Raw genomic sequence first — 23,251 nt, 5'->3', positions numbered from 1 at the left:
AGTAAACATTTACGGGCCGCCAGCTGACGGCCGGGGACGTCGGTATCCAGGTGAGGGGCAGAACAGACGATGAAGCAAGGGGTCGTGAACTACGTGGCCGAATCAGAGGGCGCCCTTTCTGCACCGACGCGTCGCGCGCTCTTCGGGACCCTGACACCCACTGACACTGCCTCTGCCGTCGTACGACGGCTGCGCGCGACGATCGGCCTGGGCTTCCTGTCAGACGGAGACAAGCTGCCCCGCGAGTCGGACCTGGCCAAGCAGCTCGGCGTCACCAGCTTCACCCTGCGCGAGGCACTCGGCATCCTGCGGGATGAAGGACTCATCATCACCCGCGCTGGCAAGAACGGCGGAAGTTTCGTCCAGCGGAGCACCGCGACAACCGACCTGGCCGGTGTTGAACTGGCGCAGATGTCGTCTGCAGAGCTGCGCGACCTGGGCGACTGGCGGCGGATGCTCACCGTGCAGGCGGCAGCCCTGGCCGCACACCGGGCTTCCGACGCGAACGTCGAGCGGCTGAACCAGTACGCGGGCCTCGTGGCCGCTGACAGCGACCTCGACCATGCCCGGCGCGCGTTCGGCCGATTCCATCTGGAGCTCGCCGCAGCCGCGCAGTCAGCACGGCTGAGCCGGGCCGAGATCACCATGCATGAGGAATTCGACTGGATCGCGAGTCTCCTGCTCACTGATCAGGCCGACCGCCGCCAGTGTGCGCGGGGAATGCGGACGATCACCGAGGCCGTACGCAGCCGGCAGCCCGAGGCTGCGCGCGCCGCCGCGGAAAATCATCTCTCCCAACTGGTGCGGAAGCTTGTTGCACGGCGCCTGGAACTCATCGCCGCACAACACGGCACGGCAGAGCAGGCAATGCAGGGCTTCAGTTCGTTCCCCGCCGAGGTGCGCAACTTCGCCGATCAGCTCCTCACTCAGCTGAGGCTGATCGCGGAAGCTGTCGCCGAACCGCTCGCGAGCAACATCAACCCGAGTGACCTGCACAACGTGGTGGGCCGGGCGGTGATGGCCCGCCTCAACGACATCGGGCCGGCTATCGACGGAATCGGTGTCCTGGCGGAGGTAGGCACCGTGGCCCAGCATCCGTACTGGCTGGACTGGTGGCACTGCACGAAGACAGGGCCGTTCGAGCGCGACACTCGCCACGTGCTGGATCCTGAACGTGACGACTTCTACGACTACGAGCTCAAGGAATTCATCGCCCGCCCCCGGACGCACCGTGCTCCGTGGGCCACGGGGCCGTACGTCGACTACGGAGGAGTGGACGACTACTCGATGACGTTCTCCTACCCCATCTCGCACGACGACCAGTTCCTGGGCATCTCAGCGATCGACGTGCTGGCAGCGGACATGGAAAGGCACTTCGCTCCCTGGCTGGCCCAGGCAGCGGGGACCTGCCTCCTGCTCAACTCCGAATCCCGCGTGATCGTCTCGAACTCGGCCACCCACAACGTCGGGGACGTGGTGAGAGCCACGGCGGGACTGCATGTGGTCCCTCTCGACATCTTCGAATGGTCCCTGGCGACCGCCCCATGATCCTCCCCGTGCCGGAACATGCGTGCTTGATACGGGCACGAGACAGAGCGTGAACCGCCTCTGGGCGCCGACAGGATGAAAGCCGCGCCGCGGTGTGGTGCTGCCGACGGACGTCGTGCCCCTTCTCTCCCTCTCACCTTCAGAACGCGGGCTGCAGGGCCATCGTCTTCAGCGCGCGAATCACCGGCGCGGATTCGAGAGCGCCGTCGATGTCGCCTGACGGCAAGCGGGTGCTCTTTGGTGCCCACGGTGATCTCGAACTATGGGACATTGCCACGGGTAAACGCCTGCAGGAACTGCGCGTACACCGGCTCCCGATTTACAAGACCTTGATCAGTGCCGACGGCCGTGTCGGCGTGTCCGCGGCCGCCTATTCGATACGGCTGTGGGATCTCGATAGCGGTGAGTGCCGACTTAAGATTTTCATCAATGACCTACAGCCGCTGTGCATGAGTCCGGTCGACGACCTTCTTGTGGCAAGCCTCAGGGGGCGTTCATGGACACCGCCGAATCCGCACGTACCTGTCGAATCAACCAGCGATGCGGATTGGAGGGGGCGTGACCAACCGGGCATTCGCATGTGGAACTCGGCAGGCGAGTGTGTGCGGGAGTTCGAAACCGGACTCGACGTGACGTGCGCCGAGTTCAGCCCAGATGGGCGCTTCATCTTCGCGGGCGCCGGCAACGGCAAGATCACAGTCTGGGGCGCCATGGATGGCGAACTCCTGCAGACTCTCGAAGGACGCCAGCAATCCGTCACAGATATCCGATTCACACTCGACGGGCGTTGCGCCCTCTCGGGAGACAAAGATGGCACCTTGCGGCTGTGACGGCGGTCAGTAGATACTCCCCGTAGGCGGTCACTTAGCGCCCTACTCATGCCAAGGATTGCCCCACGGACGGCTAGATATCTCCCCGGACCTGGACCGATACCGGTCAGCGAAGCTGGTCGGTGTGAAGAACAGCAGGGAGATCATGGAGATCCTTGAGGCATACGACCTCACGGGGAGTTACCGAGCGGCGGCCGAGCTGGCCGGCTGCGACCACCACACGGTGGCCCGGTATGTGCAGGCTCGGGCCGAGGGCAAGAGCCCGACCGAGCGGCAGCACCGGGCCCGCCCGATCGACGAGTACCTCGCGAAGATCGAGGAGTTGGTGGTGAACTCCCACGGCCGGATCCGCGCCGACGTTGTGCACCGGCGGATCACGGCGATGGGCTTCACGGGCGGGGAAAGGACCACCCGGCGGGTGGTCGCGGAGGTCAAGGCGAGCATGCGGGCCGGATCGCGGCGGGTCTACCGGCCATGGATCACCGAGCCCGGGTTGTGGCTGCAGTGGGCATGGTCCCACTGCTCATGTTCTGCTGATCGCCTACGTCTACTGAGAACACCGGGCTCATTCATCTGAGTCCTGTCCCGTAAATGATCTTTGACTCGTTGGGGACGTGGTCGGTGGCCTGTCCGGCCGCTCGCCTATCCGGCGAGGTGGAGGTTATGCAGGCGGGCGATGCCGCGCATGGCGTGGTGGGCGCCGTCGCCCTTGAGGCGGCAGTCGCGGAGGATCTTCCAGGTCTTCATGCGGGCGAAGACGTGCTCGACGCGGGCTCGGACCTGTTTGTGGGACTTGTTGTGGGCCTGTTTCCAGTCGGGCAGGTCTTCGCTTTTGCGGCGACGGTGAGGCATCACGAGCCCGGTGCCTGGATAGCCGCCGTCGGCGATCGTCATGGTCTTGCCGACGGTGGCCTTCGCGCCCGACTCCTCCCATGCCTTGCAGTCGTTGCGGTTGCCGGGTAGGGGCCGGCCGACCACCACGACGAGCCGGGTGTCGGCGTCGATGACGACCTGATGGTTGGTGGAGTACCTGTAGTTCTTCGATTGTTCGGCGATGCTGTGGTCGCGGGTGGGAACCAGGGTGCCGTCCACGATGAGCACCGTGCCCTTGCGGAAACGCTGTCGCTGCTTGAGCGCGAGCAGTGGGCCGGTGCGGACGACGATCCGGTCGGCTGCGGACTTCGAGATACCGAACAGCAAGGCGAGCTGCCGCAGCGTCAGGTTGGTGCGCCAGTAAGCGGCGAGGAGCAACACCCGGTCTTCCAGCGGTAGCGACCATGGACGTCCCGGCCGCAGCACTTCGGCTCCCTCGCGGCGCAGCATCGTGATCAGCCTGCGGAAAGCGCGCGGGTCCAGCCCGGTGGAGGGGGCTATCCAAGACGGCTCCGACGCCGTGATCACTGCAGTCACATCAAGATCGTCCCACCACCCCGGAGCCCGAACTTACGGAGATCCCTACGCCGGAATTTCACTGGGCGGTCGCGTCATCAGCCGATACCGTGCGACGCAGAACCAAGGGGGATGAGCTGGTGCGCCCAGTGCTGTTGGTGGATGTCGACGGACCGCTCAATCCGTATGCCGCGAAGCCGCACCGCCGGCCCGAGGGCTATCAGACGCACCGTCTCCTGACGCCTCGTTGGGAGACCGCCGAGCGGCGCCGGCTGACTGAGTGGGGGCTGCCGAACAAGCCCGTGAAACCGCTACGGGTCTGGCTCAACCCGAATCACGGCCCGGCGCTGGGTGCCCTTCCCTTCGACCTGGTGTGGGCGACCACCTGGGAGGAAGAAGCCAACGCTTTCATCGCGCCAGTCCTGGGACTGCCTGAGCTGCCCTTCATTCCCTGGTCCTCACCGCGGGCTCAGCCCGGCGACGGTGTGTTCTGGAAGACGCCTGAGATCGGCGCGTGGGCGAAAGGCCGGGCGTTCGCCTGGATCGACGACGAGATCACGGAGGCCGATAGTGCCTGGGTGAAGGAACACCACGACGGACCCGCCCTACTGCACCGGATCGACCCCCGACGCGGCCTCGCCATCGACGACTTCGCCGCGCTGACGGCATGGTGACGCTCGGAGGGGGGCTTGTTGGTGTATGGGGTGTCGGCTGGCCTGGTGTGTTGCTGGTTCGCTGAGAGGTGGGGTGGGCGGCTTTGGTGGGGAGGCCGGGGTGCGTGGGCTGGGGTTGTCGCTTGTGTGCTGAGTGTGGGTGGGTTCGTTGGAGGTAGCTTTGGCGTGAAAAGGCTCGGCGTGTGTTTGTGCTGGTGAGGGCTGTTCTGCCTGCTCGGCGGGTGGGGCTAACGGGTGCGTGTGGGGCGGTGGTGGGTTTCGGCGAGGTGGTCGAGGCGGATGGTGTCGAGGAGGGTTTTGGTGATGCGTTCGGTGATGGCGGTGATGGCGGTGATGGCGGTGATGGCGGCTTGGCGGATGAGTCGGGTGAGGGATCCGATGCGGCCGGCGGTGCGTTGGTGGAGGTAGGGGGTGTGGCGGGGGAGGGTGCCGGGTGTGTGGTGGGTGAGGTCGAGGTTGTTTTCGATGTCGGTGATGACGTCGCGGAAGGGGTGGCGTGATCCGTGGCGGGGGGGGAGGGGGCCGCAGGTGATGAGGGTGGCGCGGCCGGCGAGTTGGGCGCCTCTGACGCCGGTGAAGAGGGGGGTGTCGGGGAGGTTGATGCCGGCGTAGACGAAGGTGGCGGCCAGGCGTTCGGTGAGGTCTTTCAACAGGTCGGCGGCTTGGGCGCCGGTGGTGGTGCGGGGGTTGAGGCGGTGGATTTCGTCGATGAGGACGAGTTGGACACCGGCCTGGGTGTAGGTGTGGCAGACGGCTTCGGTGATCTGGGTCTGGGTCATGCGGGTGGTTACGGGGATGCCGAGGTAGCGGGCGAATTCGGTGATGAGGGTTTTCGCGGTGGCGCCGGGCGGGACGAGGACGTATGCGACGGGTACGGCGGTGTGGGCTGTTTGGGGCGGGGCGGGGTTTTTGCGGGTGTGGGCGAGGTGGCAGGCGCGGCCGACGTGGAGGAGGGCGGTCGTTTTCCCGGCGGCGGCGGGGCCGGTGACGATCAGTGAGGGGCGGGCGGTGGCCTGCTGGTGGCGGCCGAGGATCATCAGGGTGCGGGTCTGGGTGGCGAGTTCGCTGATGGCGGGGGTGCGGATGGTGACGAACGCGGAGTGGTAGGCGAGGCGTTCCTCGCGGCTGCGGGGTGGATCGCCGGGCTGGGGCGGGGCGGGCGGGTCGGTGGTGGCGAAGCGGTGCCAGCCCTGCCAGGTGGTCAGGGGCCAGGACGGCCCGGCCGCACCGTGGTGCTCTGTGCCGTCGCTTCCGGCCGGTGCGGTGCTCTGGGTTTGCCGGTGGGGGCGGGGGGGCACCACTTGTCGGCTTCCTCGTGTGCGTCGTAGAGCCCGAATCCCGTGTACGGGGCGGGGAGATGGGTTGCGTCGTCTTCGGTGTCGGGATGGTCGTCGAGGTCGTCGATGCTGTCGTCCTGGTCCCACTGCCCGGCGTTGCCGGCGCTCGCGTCGCTGCCGTCTTCCGGCGGGCGGGCTGCGGGGCGGGGGAGGGCCGTGGTGCGGGCCATGAGGGCCTGTTCGGTTTTGGTGGCGTGGCCGCTGTGGACGCGCCGCATGAGCTGGTCGAGGGCGTCGGCGAGATCGGCTTCATGCTGCTCGCTGTCACTGTCGCTGTGGTTGCCGTGCAGGGCGAGGGTTCTGATGTGCTGCCAGGTGCGGTCGTCGAACGGCTGGTGGACGTGATCGCGATGGATCCAGCCGATCTCGGTCAGCTCGCCGTCGGGCAGACGCACCCAGATCTGGCGGACGTCGTGCGGGTTGTGGTGGATTTCCCATTTCCCGTTGCGGCCGGCGACCGGGGAGGGCCGGCCGCGGTAGGAGGCGAGGAGGTCCGCGTCGTAGGTGCGGTGGTGGATGCGGATCCCGGAGGCGGTGATGGCCTGCCAGCGCACGGGCAGCAGTTCGAGGTAGTCGCGGCCGGTCAGCGGGACGGGCACGTAGCCGGCGACGGCGATCAGGGCGGCCCACATCTGGTTGGGGGTGAGGGCCTTGCGGGGCATCATCGGGGGGCGCAGGCCTTCGTGGGGGCGGTGGTGGTAGTGCACGAGCCATTCGTCGAGGAGGTCTTGCAGGTGGGGGACGCTGTAGCAGGCCTCTTTCTCGGCGTCGGGGCCGCGGCGGGTGACGTCGGATCCGGTGTAGCCGGGCAGGTGCTGGCAGAACAGGTGGTTGATGGTGCCGAAGGCGCGCTCCACGATGCCTTTGGCGGTGGGAGCGTGGGGCGGGGCGTGCTGGACGCTGATGCCGAGGCTCTCGCAGGCGGCGGTGAATGCCCGGGAGACGAAGACCCTGCCGCGGTCGACGACGATCGTCTCCGGTAGCGCGATGGGCCGGGCAGCCGCGCCGGCCAGGCGCTCGTCCAGTGTGGCCAGCCGCTGGTGGGGCAGTGCCCGGTTGTGGTCCATGCGCAGGATGTTCGGCCAGGTGGGGCGGGCGGGGTGGGGGGGCGGCCATCTCCGCGAGCAGCAGGGCCGCATCCACGGCCTTGGTCGCGCTGGGGCACAGGACGGCGGCGAGGATGGCGCGGGTGGCGACGTCGATGGCGATGGTGAGTTCGGGGCGGGCGAGGGTGCCGTCGTCGAAGAGGGCGAGGACGTCCAGGCGGGTGGTGTCGACCTGGACCTGTTCGCCGGGCCGCAGCGCCCTGGTGGGGGTGAAGGCCCGCCCCTCGAAGCTGGCGGGAAGGGACCGGACGGGGCCGGTGGGCAGTTCGCCGGGGCGGGCGAGGGCGGTGACGAGCCGGTACAGGGTGGCCTGGGACGGCGCGGGCACGGTGCCCGGGCCGTGCCGGTCCTGAAGGATCTGGTTGATCAGGGGGAACAGGCCGTTGATGGTGCCTCTGGAGCGGCCGCGCCGGCGGCGCAGCGCCTCGCGGACCGCGGCGGCGACCCGCTCGTCGGCCCGCCCCGTGGGGCTGGGGGTGCGGGTGGTGCGGTGGTCGAGGAGCCCCCACAGGCCTTGCTTGCGGTAGGCAAGTCGCATGCGCTGCACGGTGGTGCGTGAGACGCGGCCGAAGCCGAGCGCGGTCAACTCCTCGGCCTTGGCCTGCTCCCGCTCGGCCAGCGTGTGCTGTGCGGGGTCGTACTGCGGCCGCACGGATCCTTCACTGCCGGGCCCGCCGGCAAGGCCGCATTCGACTTCCCGTACGTGCCGCTGCCAGGCCAGTGCCTTCTCGCGTGCCGCGGCGGGGGCGGTCTCGAACAGCCCCCACTGCGGGGCCGCCTGGGGTGCGTCGGCTCCGATGACGGTGAAGCCGGGGTCGGCGAACAGGTGCCCGGCGAGCACTACTTGGCCGCCGCCGTCCGGGCCGACGAGGTGGATGTCCTGCCCGGCCAGGGCGACCACCTGCCACCGCACGCCGCGGAAGCGGACATGCGCCCCGACCCTGACCGCTGGCCGGGCGTTGCGCCGCGTGCTCACCCGGCACCTCCCGTCGTGCCGGGGCTGCTCCAGCCTCGCGGGCCGACCAGGACGCGTTCGTGCAGCGGCGTCTGCAGGCCTGTCGTCAGTTGGCCGTGCCACAGGGCGTGGAAGACGGCGGGCAGGACTTCGATCGGGTCGCCGGCCGCTTCGGCGCCCTCGATCAGCGGCCGCGGCCGGGCGAACTCCTCGAGGACTGCCGCCAGCAGGTCGGTTCGGCCGGCGTTGCGGGGGTGGCGGTAGCCGGCCAGCCATTTCAGGTTGGCGGCCAGGACGTCGTCGAGCGGTTCAAGACGCCGGTAGCTCCAGCCGATGTCCGCGCACGCCGCAGCCACCGCCCGTGCGGACTTCAGGGCGCGGTCGCCGCCGGCGTCGGGGTGGCTGGGGCAGTCGGCCAGCAGGGCGGTGCCGTCGCTATAGCGGGCGAAGAGCTGCGGTACCCAGGAGCGGACCTGGCCGCGGCCGGTGCGCCACAGCAGCCGCACCGGCCGCCCCGCCAGGGCGCTCACGCGCGGGTCGCGGTCCAGGACCATCAGCTGGATGCGCATCGCGTTCGAGCCGGCGGCCACGTGCCGTCCGGTCGTCGCCGACCACCACAGGCCGGGCCCCCACCGCCGCCCCGGGATCACCGGGAACGCGGACACCGGCGGCAGGTCCTCGAAGGCCACCGCCAGGGCGGCGTCCACCCACCGCTGCTGGACCACCTGCCCCACGGGATCGAGGAAGACCGCCTCGAACCCCGCGCCCCGGTCCGCCGTCACCCGCATCGCCCGGCCGCCGGGCCCGGCTGCACCACCGTTTTGATCACCTGCTTCAGCCAAGCCCCATCCACAGGGAGCCATTGCGGTTTCCGGGATTCCTGCCACGAACGGGTACCGCGTGCGCTAACGGTTGACGAGGCCTCTGCCGGTCGCCCCGCGCGTGCCGGGCGGTTCTTCAGCCGTCGTCTTCCTGGCGGGCCGCCAGCATGTTCATCAAGGTGCCGGGAGACACGTCCGCCCACTGGGCGACCTCTTCCAGAGGTATCCCGGCGTTCGCGGCGGCCAGGGCGGTCCGCTTCCAGGCGTTGTCGATGAGGGCGGCGCTGTGGCGGAGGCTGCGCAGGAGCTGCTGGGCGACGTCGGCGGTCGGCCCGGTCTGTACCCCGCGCAGCTGAACGAGTTGTTCCTCGGCGCTCTCGATCGTGCTGGTGATCAGTGCCCGCTGTTCGGCGGGCACCGTCGCGCGCCACATCGTCCCCGAGCCGGGCGCCTTCTTCTCCTTGCCCAGCACCCGCAGTTGTCCGGCCATGGTGGCGGCCTGGTGTTCCTGGCGCAGCCACCAGGGGTCGTTGTCGTATCCGGGCGGTCCGCCGGCGCCGCGGCGGATGCGGATGACGGCGCCCATCCAGGAGGTCAGCGGGCCACCGTAGTCGGTGGCGGCCAGCGGCCCCAGCCACGGGCGCCCGACCCGCTCACCGAGCCTGCGGCAGAACGCCCCGTCGGCAGGCAGCGCCCGCGGCCGCACGGCGCCGCTGTCAGCCCACTCCAGTTCGGCCATGGCCGGGTCCAGCAGTGCGTCGGCAACCGCCACCACCTCGGGGAAGACAACCGCGTCCCGCCCCACGATCCGCCACCAGTCCAGTTCCGTCCCGGCGTTGCCGCCCGCGACCTGGTGCAGCCGCCCCGGCCACATCGTCTCCCGCTCCCAGTTGAGGGCCTGTTCCCACCACCGGGCGACCACCGCATAAGCCAGCGCGAACACCCTCTCCGGCTCTGCTCCGGCCCGTGCTGACCGCCGCGCCACCCCGGTCCACCGCCGCTGCGCCGCGGCCACTTCCGGTACACCCCGCACGTCCAGATACTCAAGCGGCTGGTCGGCGTCCGCGTCCAGGAGCCACCGCCCGTGGCGGACACACACCCGCTCCCATCGCGGCGCGTACCGCACCACCCGCACGGCCGTCCCCGTACGCCGGGCGGTGCACAGGCGGCAGCCGAAGGCGACCGGACCGGCGACCGCGCCGCCGGTCCGCCACGCCGCCGCCGGCACCCCGTTCCTTCCGGCCGACAGCTTGGCGTCCTCCTGTCCCCAGGACGGCAACGCCCGCGCCAGGACGTCCTCCTCGACACCGCACAGGCCTGCCAGGAGCTGCCGTCCGGCCGCGTTCAGCAGCACCTCGGCGTCGGCCCGCGCGCCCCCGCCGTCGTGCCCCGGCGGGTAGTTGCGCCACTGCCAGCAGGACCGCAATGCCTTCGCTTCCAGCCCGTAGCGGCTCGCGATGCGGCAGATCAGCGACGAGGTCGTCTCCATCGGCAGGGGAGCGGTCCGCAGCAGGCCGGGGTGATGGGTCACTCCACCACGGTCTCGTGCTCGCCGTCCCGGGCGGGCGCTTTCGCAACGGATGCCCGGCGGATCAAGCAAAGCGGCGGCCGTGGTGCCGGCTCGTTCTCACGGCGCCCTGGCCCCGCCTCCTTCCCGTGGCCCGCACTCCCACTCGGCGGGGCCCTTCCCGACTCCACGCCCCACTGACTTTCCTGTCCGTCTGCTACCCCTGTGACCTGCGAAGACGATGCGACAGGCGGGGAAGCGGGGGGAGTTGGGAAAAGATCTTGGTTTCCGGCATCCGGATCCGGCCCCCGGCGGCGTGTAAGGGGATGAAGGCCCTTGGGTCTTCATCAACGAGTTCGTCTCTACTGGGAGGCCTGGTCGATGACTTGGTCGTACTGGGCAGGAGCGGGCGGGGTTCCCCTGCTGCTCCTGCTGTTCTCCGTGATGCGCCGCACCCGCGGCATCACGGAGATGCTTGTGAAGGCGCATGTCGAGACCCGGGCGGAGCGCGAGCAGCGCGCCACCATGGTCGCGATGGCGCAGGCCCTGCCCGACGGCGGCGCTGCCGCCCGTTTCGAGGAGGGTCGGCCTGCCTGGCTGTTCCGCAAGGACACGGCCGACCCGGCGGGCCACCGGGCCATCGCGACGCGGGAGGCCGCGTGAGTGAGGCCGCTCCGGGAGCGGACTTCGAGTCCTTCGTCCTTGAGACCATTGAGGCGTTCTCCCGACTGGCCCGGGCCCAGGCAGGCGACCCGCACAGCGCAGAGGATGCTGTGCAGGACGTCTACCTCAACATGTACCGGCGGTGGGATCGGATCATCGCCGGCCACGGTTCCCTGACCGCTTACGGCCGCACCGCGGTGAAGCGGGCGGTCATCGACCAGTTCCGCCGCAACAAGCGGATGGTCACGGTCCCGGTTCATGAACTGCCCGAGACGGAATCAGGCATCGGTATACCCGGGGCCGCCTACGAAATGATTAAGGAAGGCATCGACGAACTCGTCGTAAGTCTTCCTGAACGGCAGCGCGAGGTCATCACCCTGTGTGTTCTGCAGGACCTCAGCCCTGCCGTGGTTGCGCAGCGCCTCCAGATAAAGGAGGAGTCGGTGAAGCGCTACATCAAAGCCGCCGCCAACAACCTGAAGAAGTCAATCAACGAACACAGCGAGGAGGCCACCGCATGACATACCTGTCCGCTTGGACACACCAGCCCGAGGAGCGGGGAGCCATCCGGCTCCTCGCCCTGTGGCTCCTGCTCGAAGGATCTGAGCAGGCATTTTCCAGGAGTTCCCGGATCGGCGAGGACTCTGTCCAGGCGGAGGGGGGCCAGCCTTCGGGCTGGCCCCCGGCCCCCGCCCCCTGCCTGGAAATCGTGGACGGAAACCATCGAATCAGCGTATTCCCTGAACTACGCACTCTCCTGAAAAAGGAAATCGATGATTCCGCGACACCACAGGAAACACGACGCGTAGCAGAAATCCTTGAGTTTCTGGACAGGGATGATGTGGCGCGAAACTGGTGGGAAAAAGCAGCATTCAAGGGTGACGAGGACGCACGAGATTATCTTCGTGTCCTTGATGCTGAGAGGGAAGGAAACCTATCGGCATGCTGCGGGCAAGGGAAAGAACACGCTGAGGAATCTTTCAGATCATTCGTGAGTGGCTTTGCGTGCCGGTCAGCCGGTATCCGCGTTGCTGCAGACAGGGTCGACTGGGCATTGGGGAAAGCCGGAGTCGGGCTGTCTGAAGCAACACAAGCTCTCGTGCGTGAGATTGAGGACTTCCTGGCGCACCTGGACCACACCACCGGCGGGCCACGGTGCTGACACGACAGCGCGTCACGCGCCCACAGACGGGAGAGTCTTTGTAGACCAGCCTCCATGAGGCCTTCACGTGAGAAGGCTGGACGACTCGTTGAAGCAACGGCCTATCCCCGCGTCCGCGGGGATAGGCCGTTGCTGCATCATCATCTGAATTGTCTAAAGCTCCGCAAGTCGACTGACGGTCCTACCGCCAGCCCCGCCCCGCTCCATGCGACGAGTTCGGGGTCTCTTCTCGACTCGCGATGGAAGGTCCGGTCCTGCTGTTCACGCTGCCCTCTGCGGCGGCATGTCCTGACACTCTTCGCGCGCTGCGGCCTTCTCCGGCGAGGGGCGCCGACGGGGCGTCTCTCGCCGCTGAGGCAGATCTGGAGGAAGGCCGAGGACGCCATCATCGACATCGACGTCTTCTTGGCGGGCGAGGCGCGGCATCTGCCGGAGAAGAAGGCATTGACCTGCGGTTTCTGTCACCCGGAGGAGGGGGCGCGGGCGGGAGACGTCCTTGGCTGATAAAGGCCCGAAAGCCCTGTGTGGCGCTCTAATAGGTTCTCTGACCTGCAGGAAAAGGGGCTGCCTGAGCGGGTGGGGGTTCAAGATTCACTTGGCAGGTGGGTGCGCGTTTGTCAGTGGGTGCCGGGACAGTAGTTGGAGGTGAGTGGCCCGCTCTTGTCAGCGCAAATGGATACCCATGCGCGCTGGCAGGACGGGCCTTCGTCGTGAGCGTCCCGCGAAGAACGACCGACGTGGGGAGAACAGAAGAGTGGGACCCGCACAGCACCCGGCTCATCGGGCCGCCGTCCTGGAAGGCGGCGCCGTATGAGCCTGGACTTCGTGTTGCCTGTCGTGTCAGCTGCGGCAGCCGTGACCGCGGCCGTGTACTACTTCGGCCGCAAGGTGCTGAAAGGCACCGAGGCCCTGCTGTTGGACCTGGTACCGGTGATCCATGCGCTGGGCAAGGTCCGCGCCGCCTGGCGACAGACCCGCCAGCCCGAGGCGCTCACCAGGCGGGAGGAGGACCCGCGTGCTCTCCCCTGACACGTGGCGGGAGGTACGCCGTCTGCGTGCCAGGGGTATGCCCATCAAGCAGATCGCCCGGCACCAGCAGATAGCGCCCAATACGGTGCGCCGCCTCCTACGCTGTGGGCAGCCGCCCCGCTATCAGCGTCCGGAACGTCCCTCCGTGGCCGCGCCGTTCGAGCCGCTCATCCTGCAACTGCTGCGGGACGCGCCTGGGGTGAGTGCGGCCGAGATCGCACGCCGTATCGACTGGCCGGCCTCGGCCAGTCTGCTGCGTTTCCACGTGGCCCGTCTGCGGTCGGCTTTGCTGCCGCAGGCTGAGCACCGGCCGGAACAGGAGCAAGGGTTCGGGTCTGCTGTTCTGCGTGATTTCCTCCGGGGCTGGGCGGAGTGCGGGCTGTGGTGGCCCCCGGCAGAGCTCGACGTCGGGCACGGACAGACCCGCCGGTGCCCCGTGCTTCTTATGGTCGCCGGTGCCTCCCGGCACGTGGGGGCTTGCCTGTTGCCCAGCGCCCGCTTCCGTAACGTGTGGATCGGCCAACGACGCCTGCTGCAGGAATGGGGCGCCGTACCGCACACCCTGCGCTGGGACACCAGCGGTATCGACTTTCCCTGGGCCTGGCACTTCGAGACCGAAGGGTGGGACATCTCCTGGAACACCTACGTGGCACGCGCTGAACTGGACGACCTCGCCGTCCAGGACCGCGGGCTCCCACTGACCGGCCTCGCAGCCGCCCGCCGCCTGCGCCAGTCCAGCTCCGCCAGTCCGCTGCCTGCTGCTCCGCTGGCTTTTGCTGCTGGTCTTGCCTCATGGGTGGAGGAAACGAACGCTGCGGCGCGTCCCGCGCCGACGCGCTGGACTGAGGAACGCGCGGCCATGCGCGCCCCCGCCACCGTCCCGCAGCTGCTCGCCACCCGATGCCAGGGCCGGGCCGTCCCGGACACGGACGGCTACATCGCCGTGGCGGGCAACCACTATCTGGTGGGCCCGTGGGGCGCGCGACGCAGGCTCACTGTCGAACTCTCCGAGACCGAGGTGACGATTCGCAGCAGCGGTTACCACAGCGGCGGATTCCACGTCGTGATCTATGCCCGCAGCTGGGCAACAGGTATCCATCACACCCTCCCGCGGTCCCACACCGTGACCGGGCTCGGGAGCAGCCGCAGCCGTGAGGAGGCCGGGCCGTAACTGCCGGCATGACGGGACACCGCTTCCGCGAGGTTTTCCACATCCGGCTGCCCTGGCAGCGTGGGAAGCACGGCTGCTGTCACCGCCGACCGCTCACGCTCACCGACCGAGCACAGGAGTCGGCCCCTGGGAGTTGCTCCGGGGAAGCTGCTGTAGACGGCCTGCAGGGCAGGCCCGAGCGGTTCGGTCTGTCTGGTAGGGCCTCATGGATCGTGAAGGCCACCCCTCTAGCCTGGCCCTATGACGGATGCGGGCGATTTCCGGGTCGGTGACGTGCTGTCGGTTTCCTGCCCCTTCACGCCGGCCAGGGTCGAGCAGGCTGTTCGGTGGGATCACGTGTCGGTGCGATGGCCGTGGTGGGACATCGACGCTGACAGCGATTTCGTGCACTGGAACGGGACCGTCGCCCTGGGCGTGAACAGCGGCGGGCGCGCCGCGCCTGAGGTGGAGGTGGAGTTGTTCCGAACCGATCCGCTACCCGGGCATCTGAAGGCGGGGGACCTCTGCCAGGTCGGAGTACCACCGACGGTGGTGCACGTGACGGCTGTCGATCACCACGACCCGCCGCTGGAGACGGGCTGGCTGCCGCGCCCCCACCGCACCGTGTCCGTGCTGCGCCGCGGCCTGTCCTACCGTGATTACCCAGACGGGAGCCATCTCGACGGCACGGGCTACGCCCTCCACCCCGGCAACGGAATCCCCTACGCCTTCGAGCTGCTGATGCGCCCCTACGCGGCCCTCTCACCCGGCGATGAGGTCGCCGACGCAGCAGGGCGAGCCTGGCAGTTCAAGGGGCCCTGGGACTGGACCGCTTTTGACGGAGCGCCGACCGGAGCGGGCCCCGAGTGGCCGCTCGTCCTGTTGACCCACGTAGGGATGCCGTGCTCCGAGGGAGATGCGGAGGCAGTGGCCGCAAGCACGGCGATCGGTTCCCACCAGGAGACCGTACGCCGGTGGATGTCGCTCACCGACGCCTCGCCCACGCCCTGACCGGACGACACGTCCATCCCGCAAGCCGGGGCCTGCCGACCTCCGGTGACAACAAGCCTGCCCATGTGACAGCTACCGTGCTTCGGCTCATCAACGAGCAGGTGCGGGGCTTGTGGCTGGTGTCGGGTCAGTAGTCGAGGTCGAGGTAGTCGATGTCGTTGAGGGTGACGTCGGAGAGTCCTGTGGCGCGGCCTCCGCCGTCTTGGAAGTAGATCTCTTTGAATCCATCGGCGATGATCCCGCGCAGCTCCTGGTCGCTGGCGCCTGTGTGGCGGGCGTCGAAGAGGCGTTGTGCGTAGGCCGGGGGGAGGTGCACGGTCAGGCGCCGGAAGCGTCCGTCGTCGGTCGTGCCGACCGGGGCGGTGTACCCGAACCGGGCCCGGGTTTCCACCGTGATCCCGCCGGTGGCGGCGGCCTGTCGCTGCCGGCGTTTGCGTACCTGGGGCTGCCACCTCTGTCGTACCGCGTCGTCGATCTTCGCGGCGACGTCGTTCCGGGCGTGCTTGCGGGCGCCGCGCCGGTAGCGGTTCACGGAGTCGGCGGTGACACCGATCTCCTGCGCGACGGCCTTCGCGCTGCCGAACTGCTTGAGCAGGAAGCCGATCTGGCCCTTGAGGGTCTTCGGAGGCTCCTTGGTGAACGACTCCTGGTCGGCCCGCTCGATCGCGTCCTCGATCTCCCCCACGGCCTACTCTCCTTCGTCCAGGACGGCGTCGCCGCCCTTGATGTGGCGGGCCGGGTTGAGGCTCTTCTCCATCAGGTCGACCGCCCACAGCATCGACTGGACGCCCTCCAGTTTCGCCAGGCCCGGGGTGGGCCCGAGGCGGAAGGCGCCGGGCTGCGGCTTCCCGGACGCCGCGTAGGGCAGGAAGGCGAGCGGGCTGTCGCCGGGGCTGGGGTAGACGACGCAGTCGGACAGTACGGCGAGCGGGTAGAGGCCCGTCATCTTCGCCATGTTGTTCAGCTTGCGGTGCATGTTGACTCGGGCCTTGCTGATGACGGCGGCGCGGATGTCGGGGCGCCAGGTCGGCCGCTGAAGGGCCGGCCACCGCTCGCCCTCCTTGTAGGACTTGCCCTGCGGGCGCTCGCGGAGCTTGCCGACGCCGCCCTTCACGGTCGCTTTGATGGCGGCGAGCACGGCAGCCATCGCCGGGTCGACCTGCTTGTGCTGCTCCATCGCCGCGAGGAAGGCCCGGTCGTCCAGGTCCCGGGTGACGCCGAGGTCGGCGAGGGTGTCGACGTAGGCGGTCTTGAGCCGGTCGTGCCACGGGTCCAGGTAGGCGCCGGTCTCCCGGCGCAGGAACGCCTCGATCGGCTGGACGTCGTAGCCGAGCTCCTGGGCGTATGCGACGGTGTGCGTCTGGTACCAGGCCGGTCCCGTCGGCCGGGTGCCGTCCGGGGCGAACGGCGACGGCAGGCGCGCATCCAGCTCGATGTGGCTCAGGTCGACCAGCCAGGAGCCGGGGATCTTCGGGTTGAACGTCGGGGTGTGGAAGTGGTCGGGGGCGGAGAGGCCGACGACCAGGCGGGCCGCGGCGGCGAGGAAGGCGGTGTTGAGGTCCAGGCCGACCGCGAAGGGCAGCGTGCACTCCTCATCGCTGAGCAGGTCCACGGAGCGCACCCACTGGTACGCCTCCTCGTTGAGGAACCCGCCACTCCAGCCGCTGTCCACGACGACGGGGTGCTCCGGGGTGGCCTCCGGCGGCGCCGGATCCATGGGCTCCGTGCCCAGCGAGCCCGCGTTGTAGCCGGACACCCAGTTCCCGGTTGCCGGGTCCTGCACGGCCTTTGTGGGCGGGCGCAGCGCTGTCATCAGCTCCAGGCCCGAAACGGCGGTCGAGCCGCGTGGGGTGATGACCCGGGTCGCGTACACACCAAGGACGCGGGCGATGTCGGCCGCCTCCATGTCCGTGACGCCGGGCCACGACCGCTCATCGAGCGCGTCCCACGACAGGACCGCGAGCTGCACGCACTGCCGCTCACGCCCCTGCGCTGTGCGGTAGATCCGCGCCCACGGGCCGAACCCCCGCTGCGTGAGCTGCCACTTCGCCTTCACCACCTGCTTGACGACCGGGTGGTCCTCGGGCAGGCGCAGGGAGCGGCGCTGCTCGTGGCCCTCCAGGCGCTCCGGCAGCCCGAGCTTCACGGCGGCCGCCGCGGTGAGGACGATCAGCGGGTCGGAGTCCTTGCCGTAGCGGTTCAGCTTCGCGGCACCGAGACCGGACTCCTTGAGGGTCCACTCCACCAGCTCCACCACCGTGGTCGCCGGGCAGTCGAGCACGATGCCGTCGACGCCGTACGCACTGCCGTCACCGTCCAGCACGGCGAGCGGGCCGTGCGGGAAGCGCGGATCGGCTGCGGGCTGAGCTGCTTTCTTCGCGGCCGGACGGCGCGATGCCGCGGTCGGCCGGGTGGCCGGACGTGCGGCTCCGGCGGCTGGAACGGTGGGAGCCTGCGGGGCATCTGCCGTCTCCACCTCGGACGCGGCCGGTTCACTGGACGCCGCCGGTGCCGGCGCGGCAGCCGAGGCTGCACCGTGTGCGGGATACTTCGCCGCCCACCCGTTCAGCAGCCGCTGGTAGGCATCCAGGCGCGGCGACTTCGGCTCCGAGCGGCCGTTCTCCCAGTTCTTCACCGACTGGGTCGTCGTCTTCAACGCGGTGGCGAGGCGGGCCTGGGTGATGCCGGCAGCCTCACGAAGCCGGGCACGCTCCGCCGGAGACGGGAGATGCGGCTCCTCCTCCAGCAGAGCGTCGACGGACGCGAACAGCTCTTCCTCAGATGCCATTCCCTGCACCTTCACATCAGGACTCGATACCGCTTAACCCAAAACTTAGCCCACCCCTTAACCTTCCCGTGCCCACTCCAGCCCGAGTGCGGCGAGTGCGGCGAGTGCGGCGAGTTTGTCGGTGGTGAGCTTCGCGCGAGCTTCACCTCCGACCCGTCCGGCAACACTCTATGTGCCCTCTGGGGACGGTCACTGAGCCCGTGCGGGTCCTGTACCGCACGAGGCCGCCACGCCCTTCTCGAAGGCCCCTACGGGTGTCGTGGAGGGCTTCGCGGGCGTCTGCGGTTCGGGGGCCTGCGGCGTATACGGCGGAGTCCGCGCTATCCCGACGCAGCTGCTGGTTTGACGGGCACTCTGGGCGTAGGAAGGCGGTATCGGTGGCTCGCCAGGGGGGACTGTGTCGGATACGGGGCTGTCGTGGAGCGCGAGACTGGCTGGCATATGGGGGCGCGCGGAGTCGACCGTTACGAAGATTGTTCTCGCCGTTGTCTTCGCTCTGGGTCTGGTCGCCCAGTTCGTGAAGCCCGTCGGTGACGCGTTACAGGACAAGGTCTACCTGGGCGGGGCACTGCTCACTGCGGTGGGCTACGTGCTTTACAGCGAGGTGCAGCGCCTGAACACGGTGCACACGGCCCAGCAGGAGACAGAGCAGTCCCTGGCCGCCACGGTGCGTCGCGTTGAAGATGAACTGCAGCGACTGAACCAGGTTCTGCGTCCTCGGGTCACGCCCGCGACGTTGGGAACTGAGATCCGGCAGGCGCTCGAAGCCGGGGGAGAGGTGGACTTGGCGGCGATGAGCTTCACCGGAGAGACGTTCGTCAATCCGGTGAGGTCCATGCTGTACAGCCTGAGTAGGGATCCCGCACGGAGAGTGCATGTGCGCGTTCTGGTACCGGATTTCACCGAGGAGATCGACGTCCCCGGTCAGGTGGGTGCCGGAGGCAGGATCTGCGACGCTCCAGAGTTCCGTGAGCACCTGAGGCGCATGGTCGTGGAGCACGAGCTAAGGCTGAAGGCCCACATAAGGCGGATGGCCGTGCGCGGCCAGGGAACACTCACGGTCGACTTCCGAGTGCTGCACGTGTCACCCATGCGCAAGCTCTACTTCATCAACACCGACGTGGCGTATGAGGGGCTCTACGACAAGCTGGATCTGCGCCCTGACCCGGACTGTGCTGCTGCTCCCGGACCGGACACGGCCGAGGGCGATCTCCTGGACATCCTCGGCGGCTCTCGGCTGGACCGCTGGTCCCTGGACAACGGCGAACAAGACCGGAAAGACCTTGCCCGCTGCCGGGAGTTCTTCGAGACGCTCTGGCAGGGAGCCCGCGAACTGACGCCGCCGACGCCGCCCCCAAGCCGGCCAGACGTCTCCTGAATCGCTACCTACGGCTGCCGCGTCGGCCGCCGACCCGAGGCTCAACTCGCCGCTGAGACTGGCGTGGTCGGGAGTGCTCCTTCTCCTGCTCCATCTGGTGCGCGTTCTCCTGCGCACGCCGGATTCCGCAGAGTGCCGTTGTCACAGGTCAGGCGCCGTGGTTGGTGGCTTCCACTTGGGCTGACATCCCCTCTACGCCACCCACGCCCGCCCAAGACACCGGGAGGAAAGGGAGGTGGGGCGGGAGCGCGGGCGGCGAGCGAGGGGATCGGGGCGCCGGGTTGATGTTCCGCACGGCTCGCGCCGCGCGGTCTGCGGGCACCTGAGGCCCGGCTCGGGCGCGCGGGACGACACGGACCTACCGATGTCAGTGGGGGCTGCGAGCATAGAAGCGGGGCAAAACCGCCCTCACGGGACAGCAGTTGACGATGGAGACAACGCGCACCATGAGACTGGCACTGAACAAGGAGTGGGCCGTCGGCGCCCGCATCGGGGATGGCGGCTTCGGCGCCGTGTTCGAGGCGGAGGACACCGCCGGCGAAAGGGCGGCGGTGAAGCTCGTGCCCAAGAAGCCGGGCACCGAGCGCGAGATGCTGTTCATCGACCTGGACGGCGTCCGCAACGTGGTGCCGGTCATCGACAGCGGCGAGCACGAAGACCAGTGGGTGCTGGTGATGCCCCGCGCGGAGAAGTCCCTGCGCGATCACCTCCGGGAGCACGGCCGGCTGCCCCTCAACGAGGCGGTCGCCGTCCTGTCCGACGTCGCCGAAGCGCTCGCCGACCTCCAGGAGCACGAGGTCGTCCACCGCGACCTGAAGCCGGAGAACGTCCTGCTGCTCGGTGGCCGCTGGTGCCTTGCCGACTTCGGGATCGCCCGCTACGCCGAAGCAACCACCGCGCAGCACACCTACAAGGGCGGGGGAAGCCTGCCGTACATGGCGCCCGAGGTCTGGAAGTACGAGCGGGCCTCCGGCGCGACCGACATCTACGCCCTGGGCGTCCTGGCCTACGAGCTTCTGGAAGGCACCAGGCCCTTCACCGGACCGGCCGACCACGACTACCAGGAGCAGCATCTGCACGGAACCCCGCCACCACTCACCGCCGTGCCCCCGCTCCTGGCCGCGCTGATCATGGAATGCCTCTACAAGGCGCCCCAGGCACGCCCAGCGGCGGGCAACGTGCTCGCCCGGCTGCAGCAGATCCCCGCCGCCGCACTCTCGGGCGGGCTGGCCGCGCTCGCCGCGGCCAACCAGGGCGCGGTCGCGCGCCAAGCCGAAGCTGACCGCCTGGCTTCGGTGCACGCCACCGAGGCCGACCGCCGCAAGGCCCTGTTCGAGGCCGCCACGATGTCCTTCTCTTTCATTGCCGATGCCTTTCTCACGATCCTCACGACCGTCGCCCCGAACGCGGAGGTCCGCAAGGGCACCCAAGGAGGCTGGACCGTCCGGATCAACGACGCCCAGCTGACGCTGTCCGGACCGAGGGAGACCGCGCCCGAGATCTGGCGCACCACCTCGACGCCGGCGCCGTTCGACGTCATCGCGTCCGCGACCCTTTCTCTGAAGGTCCCCGCCAACCACTACGGGTACGAGGGCCGCAGTCACTCCCTGTGGTACGCCGACGCGCAGACGGAAGACCAATACCAGTGGTTCGAGACCGCCTTCATGGACACTCCGCTGCGCACCGTCGTGGGAACCATGGCGCCCTTCGCACTCGACCCGCACCACGAATCACGCGCCGCCGTCGGCCCGGGGATGATGATGCACCAGGTGGCCTGGCCCTTCACCCCGCTCGTCATCGAGGACTTGGACGAGCTGATCAGCCGGTGGGCCGCCTGGCTCGCCCAAGCGGCGACCGGCCGACTCGCCCATCCCAGCCACATGCCCGAGCGTGACCCCCAAGGCTCCTGGAGGCGATGACCGAGGGGCCGTACCGCAGTCGGCACAGCCCCTCGCGTTCTGCAGGCCGGACACGCCACGGGCCCCGGGGGAGACGACCTCCCCGGGCCCGGTATATGGAGTCGTGCTGTTCAGCGACGGTGCGACGCCGACGGCACGGCGTGCGCTGCTATTGGCACGGCCGCCCCAGCTGAAATCCGGTCGGCGTTGTCAGTGCGACCCCGCATGCTGGAGGCCCCACGGAGACGAAGGACCACGGGACGACCATGACTCTGAACTTCGACGCAGACCAACCGGTAGTCGGGCTGAAGAGACAACGAGCGCTGATCGAAGCCGTCCTCAACGCGGGCAGCGCGGACGAAACGCGCTGGCTGGAGTGGAAGTCCCGTCTGGACGTCTCGAAGGCCGAAGGAGCCTTCACCGTCTCGAAGGCGATCCTCGGGTTCGCCAACCGGATGCCCGACGTAGCAGCGCAGTGGGCCGGAGGCCACGCCTACCTCCTGGTCGGGGTTGAGGAAGAGGCACTGCACGGGGTCGCCACACATGACATCGAGAAGGTCGACGCCTGGCTGGGGCGCTACATCGGCGACTTCGACCGCTACCAGTTCACCTACGTCCCTTTCGACAACGGCGAGGGAACACGGCACGTCATGCTCGTCGATGTCTTCCCTCCACGCTGGGGTGATCCCATCCACCCTCTACGTAAGGAGCACCAGAACTTCTACCCCGGCACGGTCTTCCATCGGTATGCCGGCAAGACCATGCCTGCCCGCGCAGCCGAGATCGACGCCCTCACCGAGCGAGCACGTCGGGCAGCCAAGCGCGTGAACGTCGACGTCACCCCGGTCACCGGCACCGTCGCCCTGCTGCCTCCCCTTGCGGACAGGCGCAACCACATCCTGGACTCTCTGCGCGAAGACCTGATGAAGCAGCTCGACACTGCACGCCCGAGGAGGCAGGGCGCAGCGGAACGTCTCTACTCTTTCCCGACGCCGTACAACGCCAGCTCCGACTACCGCTCACCCGAGGAATTCCGGCAGGAAGTGGAGCAGTACCTGAACGACTTCGACCAGGCCATGCAGCAGTCCCTGGCACACGCGGTCCGCGCCCTCGTGGCACCCCTGACCCTCAAGCTCGCCAACCCCGGCGAAGAGAACCTCACCAAGGTCGAAGTCGTCCTGAGCCTTCCGGACACCGTCCTGGCTCACGTCGCGGACGACGATGAGGACGTTGACTGGCCGGACCGGCCCAAGAAGTACGGAACAGGGACGATTCCTATCGGGGTCGCGATGTTCGCGGGTAGGGCCGCAATGCGGTCGTCGGCCTCCGCCCTGCCATCCCTGCATGCACCAGACATCACGCAAGAAGACGGCCGCACCATCATCCGCTTCGATCCGGTGGACCTGCGCCCCCACGAAACCGTCACCCTCGACCCCATCACGCTCTACAGCATCCAGGAAGCAGCCGCCGACGCGGTCGCCGGGAAATGGCGGGCGACAGCGACGAACGTCAGCGGTAAAGAAGAGCGGTCTCTGTCCCTTCCCACACAGCGTCTGCAACTCGACATGAGCTCAGCGATCGCCATGACCGAGGATGCCGAAGGCGACTCAGAGGCATAGGCACCACGTAGGCGTCAACCGCCGTCTGAGCCCAACGCTGAGTCGACTGCAGCAAGCGTGCATCACGGGTTCTGCTGGGCCCGCGCCGTGGCCGCCGACCTCCGACGCCACGCCGCCGCCCTGCCCAAGAACGACGGCCGCGGCGCCCTCGCCGAAGTTATCCTCCGCGAAGCCGACAGACGCCTGTCCGCACCGCTGGAAGGCACCGCCCGCTGCGTCCAGAACCGCGCCCGCCTCGTACGGGCCCTCTACACGCGGCTGGACCGCCTCACCGAACCCCTCCCGCCCGCCACACAGCCCGCAGGGGACCAGACCCAAGAGCTCAGGGCCTACGCGCACTTCAGTGCGATGCCACCGCCTCCGAACCCCGGGGCATCGCACTGAAG

The 23,251-nt window shown here is 68.6% G+C and carries 20 protein-coding genes and 2 pseudogenes; 15 read left to right on the top strand and 7 right to left on the bottom strand.

All coding sequences use genetic code 11. The annotated features are described in order from the left end of the window. Positions 1-93: 93 nt before the first annotated feature. The 3 genes and pseudogenes from ACFWP5_RS35900 to ACFWP5_RS35890 form a co-directional block, all read left to right on the top strand. On the top strand, positions 94-1,548 hold the full coding sequence (locus tag ACFWP5_RS35900) for an FCD domain-containing protein (RefSeq protein ID WP_384166465.1): 1,455 nt from the start codon (positions 94-96) through the stop codon (positions 1,546-1,548). 209 nt (positions 1,549-1,757) lie between these two features. Then, positions 1,758-2,378, top strand: a complete 621-nt coding sequence (locus ACFWP5_RS35895) for a WD40 repeat domain-containing protein (protein WP_384166462.1) — start codon at positions 1,758-1,760, stop codon at positions 2,376-2,378. A gap of 124 nt (positions 2,379-2,502) precedes the next feature. After that, positions 2,503-2,886, top strand: a pseudogene (locus ACFWP5_RS35890) (IS21 family transposase); the annotation flags it as partial. A 134-nt stretch (positions 2,887-3,020) separates the two neighbouring features. Here the strand turns inward: ACFWP5_RS35890 and ACFWP5_RS35885 are convergent. Then, on the bottom strand, positions 3,021-3,788 hold the full coding sequence (locus ACFWP5_RS35885) for a transposase (RefSeq protein WP_384166459.1): 768 nt from the start codon (positions 3,786-3,788) through the stop codon (positions 3,021-3,023). Between the two features lie 116 nt (positions 3,789-3,904). On the opposite strand from ACFWP5_RS35885, the gene ACFWP5_RS35880 reads away from it, so the two are divergent. Beyond that, entirely contained in the window at positions 3,905-4,441 is a 537-nt protein-coding gene (locus ACFWP5_RS35880) for a hypothetical protein (RefSeq protein WP_384166507.1), read from the top strand. Positions 4,442-4,668: 227 nt separating this feature from the next. On the opposite strand, the gene ACFWP5_RS35875 is transcribed toward ACFWP5_RS35880, so the two are convergent. Then, on the bottom strand, positions 4,669-5,646 hold the full coding sequence (locus tag ACFWP5_RS35875; protein ID WP_384166504.1) for a TniB family NTP-binding protein: 978 nt from the start codon (positions 5,644-5,646) through the stop codon (positions 4,669-4,671). Then, on the bottom strand, positions 5,643-6,845 hold the full coding sequence (locus ACFWP5_RS35870) for a Mu transposase C-terminal domain-containing protein (protein ID WP_384166457.1): 1,203 nt from the start codon (positions 6,843-6,845) through the stop codon (positions 5,643-5,645). Before ACFWP5_RS35870 ends, ACFWP5_RS35875 begins: the two co-directional genes overlap by 4 nt. Here ACFWP5_RS35870 and ACFWP5_RS35865 point away from each other — a divergent pair. Continuing rightward, on the top strand, positions 6,844-7,443 hold the full coding sequence (locus tag ACFWP5_RS35865; protein ID WP_384166454.1) for a hypothetical protein: 600 nt from the start codon (positions 6,844-6,846) through the stop codon (positions 7,441-7,443). The two genes, ACFWP5_RS35870 and ACFWP5_RS35865, sit on opposite strands and share 2 nt — an antisense overlap. A gap of 413 nt (positions 7,444-7,856) precedes the next feature. Here ACFWP5_RS35865 and ACFWP5_RS35860 read toward each other — a convergent pair whose 3' ends face one another. Next, a complete protein-coding gene (locus ACFWP5_RS35860; protein ID WP_384166501.1) occupies positions 7,857-8,627 on the bottom strand; it encodes a TnsA-like heteromeric transposase endonuclease subunit in 771 nt (256 codons plus the stop codon). Between the two features lie 169 nt (positions 8,628-8,796). Beyond that, positions 8,797-10,191, bottom strand: a complete 1,395-nt coding sequence (locus ACFWP5_RS35855) for a DNA-binding protein (RefSeq protein ID WP_384166451.1) — start codon at positions 10,189-10,191, stop codon at positions 8,797-8,799. A 357-nt stretch (positions 10,192-10,548) separates the two neighbouring features. Between ACFWP5_RS35855 and ACFWP5_RS35850 the strand changes: the two genes are divergently transcribed. From ACFWP5_RS35850 to ACFWP5_RS35825, 6 genes are all read left to right on the top strand, one after another. Beyond that, the gene (locus ACFWP5_RS35850) at positions 10,549-10,830 is read left to right on the top strand and encodes a hypothetical protein (RefSeq protein ID WP_384166448.1); all 282 of its coding nucleotides are present in this window, start codon (positions 10,549-10,551) and stop codon (positions 10,828-10,830) included. Further along, positions 10,827-11,351, top strand: a complete 525-nt coding sequence (locus ACFWP5_RS35845) for an RNA polymerase sigma factor (RefSeq protein ID WP_384166445.1) — start codon at positions 10,827-10,829, stop codon at positions 11,349-11,351. Before ACFWP5_RS35850 ends, ACFWP5_RS35845 begins: the two co-directional genes overlap by 4 nt. Continuing rightward, positions 11,348-11,992 carry a hypothetical protein gene (locus ACFWP5_RS35840; RefSeq protein WP_384166442.1) on the top strand — a complete coding sequence of 215 codons (645 nt, stop codon included), beginning with the start codon at positions 11,348-11,350 and terminating at the stop codon, positions 11,990-11,992. Before ACFWP5_RS35845 ends, ACFWP5_RS35840 begins: the two co-directional genes overlap by 4 nt. Positions 11,993-12,802: 810 nt before the next feature. Continuing rightward, positions 12,803-13,021 (top strand): hypothetical protein, encoded by a 219-nt coding sequence (locus ACFWP5_RS35835; protein WP_384166439.1) that lies wholly within the window; start codon positions 12,803-12,805, stop codon positions 13,019-13,021. A 145-nt stretch (positions 13,022-13,166) separates the two neighbouring features. Continuing rightward, the gene (locus ACFWP5_RS35830) at positions 13,167-14,192 is read left to right on the top strand and encodes a hypothetical protein (protein ID WP_384166510.1); all 1,026 of its coding nucleotides are present in this window, start codon (positions 13,167-13,169) and stop codon (positions 14,190-14,192) included. Between the two features lie 240 nt (positions 14,193-14,432). Continuing rightward, positions 14,433-15,182 carry a hypothetical protein gene (locus ACFWP5_RS35825; RefSeq protein ID WP_384166436.1) on the top strand — a complete coding sequence of 250 codons (750 nt, stop codon included), beginning with the start codon at positions 14,433-14,435 and terminating at the stop codon, positions 15,180-15,182. 127 nt (positions 15,183-15,309) lie between these two features. On the opposite strand, the gene tpg is transcribed toward ACFWP5_RS35825, so the two are convergent. After that, complete coding sequence (gene tpg / locus ACFWP5_RS35820) at positions 15,310-15,867, bottom strand: telomere-protecting terminal protein Tpg (protein ID WP_384166433.1); 558 nt, start codon at positions 15,865-15,867, stop codon at positions 15,310-15,312. Between the two features lie 3 nt (positions 15,868-15,870). Then, complete coding sequence (gene tap / locus ACFWP5_RS35815) at positions 15,871-17,970, bottom strand: telomere-associated protein Tap (protein ID WP_384166430.1); 2,100 nt, start codon at positions 17,968-17,970, stop codon at positions 15,871-15,873. Between the two features lie 397 nt (positions 17,971-18,367). Here tap and ACFWP5_RS35810 point away from each other — a divergent pair, with 397 nt between their 5' ends. From ACFWP5_RS35810 to ACFWP5_RS35795, 4 genes and pseudogenes are all read left to right on the top strand, one after another. Further along, entirely contained in the window at positions 18,368-19,348 is a 981-nt protein-coding gene (locus ACFWP5_RS35810) for an ATP/GTP-binding protein (protein WP_384166427.1), read from the top strand. Between the two features lie 446 nt (positions 19,349-19,794). Then, a complete protein-coding gene (locus ACFWP5_RS35805; RefSeq protein ID WP_384166424.1) occupies positions 19,795-21,267 on the top strand; it encodes a serine/threonine-protein kinase in 1,473 nt (490 codons plus the stop codon). A 245-nt stretch (positions 21,268-21,512) separates the two neighbouring features. Beyond that, the gene (locus tag ACFWP5_RS35800) at positions 21,513-22,865 is read left to right on the top strand and encodes a hypothetical protein (protein WP_384166421.1); all 1,353 of its coding nucleotides are present in this window, start codon (positions 21,513-21,515) and stop codon (positions 22,863-22,865) included. 78 nt (positions 22,866-22,943) lie between these two features. Then, positions 22,944-23,249: pseudogene (locus ACFWP5_RS35795) on the top strand (hypothetical protein); the annotation flags it as partial. Between the last annotated feature and the right edge of the window lie 2 nt (positions 23,250-23,251).

The organism is Streptomyces sp. NPDC058469 (assembly GCF_042721125.1).
In the GTDB taxonomy this organism is placed as follows: Bacteria; Actinomycetota; Actinomycetes; order Streptomycetales; family Streptomycetaceae; genus Streptomyces.
The sequence above is the reverse complement of the archived record's forward strand: the minus strand, read 5'-3'. Positions and strand labels throughout refer to the sequence as shown.

Bases quoted from the DNA above. Each gene is read 5' to 3' on its own strand.
- tap (WP_384166430.1), bottom strand. From the start codon at position 17,970: ATGGCATCTGAGGAAGAGCTGTTCGCGTCCGTCGACGCTCTGCTGGAG.
- ACFWP5_RS35870 (WP_384166457.1), bottom strand. From the start codon at position 6,845: ATGGACCACAACCGGGCACTGCCCCACCAGCGGCTGGCCACACTGGAC.
- ACFWP5_RS35805 (WP_384166424.1), top strand. From the start codon at position 19,795: ATGAGACTGGCACTGAACAAGGAGTGGGCCGTCGGCGCCCGCATCGGG.
- ACFWP5_RS35865 (WP_384166454.1), top strand. From the start codon at position 6,844: ATGCGCAGGATGTTCGGCCAGGTGGGGCGGGCGGGGTGGGGGGGCGGC.
- ACFWP5_RS35895 (WP_384166462.1), top strand. From the start codon at position 1,758: ATGTCGCCTGACGGCAAGCGGGTGCTCTTTGGTGCCCACGGTGATCTC.
- ACFWP5_RS35800 (WP_384166421.1), top strand. From the start codon at position 21,513: ATGACTCTGAACTTCGACGCAGACCAACCGGTAGTCGGGCTGAAGAGA.
- ACFWP5_RS35850 (WP_384166448.1), top strand. From the start codon at position 10,549: ATGACTTGGTCGTACTGGGCAGGAGCGGGCGGGGTTCCCCTGCTGCTC.
- ACFWP5_RS35840 (WP_384166442.1), top strand. From the start codon at position 11,348: ATGACATACCTGTCCGCTTGGACACACCAGCCCGAGGAGCGGGGAGCC.
- ACFWP5_RS35825 (WP_384166436.1), top strand. From the start codon at position 14,433: ATGACGGATGCGGGCGATTTCCGGGTCGGTGACGTGCTGTCGGTTTCC.
- ACFWP5_RS35860 (WP_384166501.1), bottom strand. From the start codon at position 8,627: ATGCGGGTGACGGCGGACCGGGGCGCGGGGTTCGAGGCGGTCTTCCTC.
- ACFWP5_RS35835 (WP_384166439.1), top strand. From the start codon at position 12,803: ATGAGCCTGGACTTCGTGTTGCCTGTCGTGTCAGCTGCGGCAGCCGTG.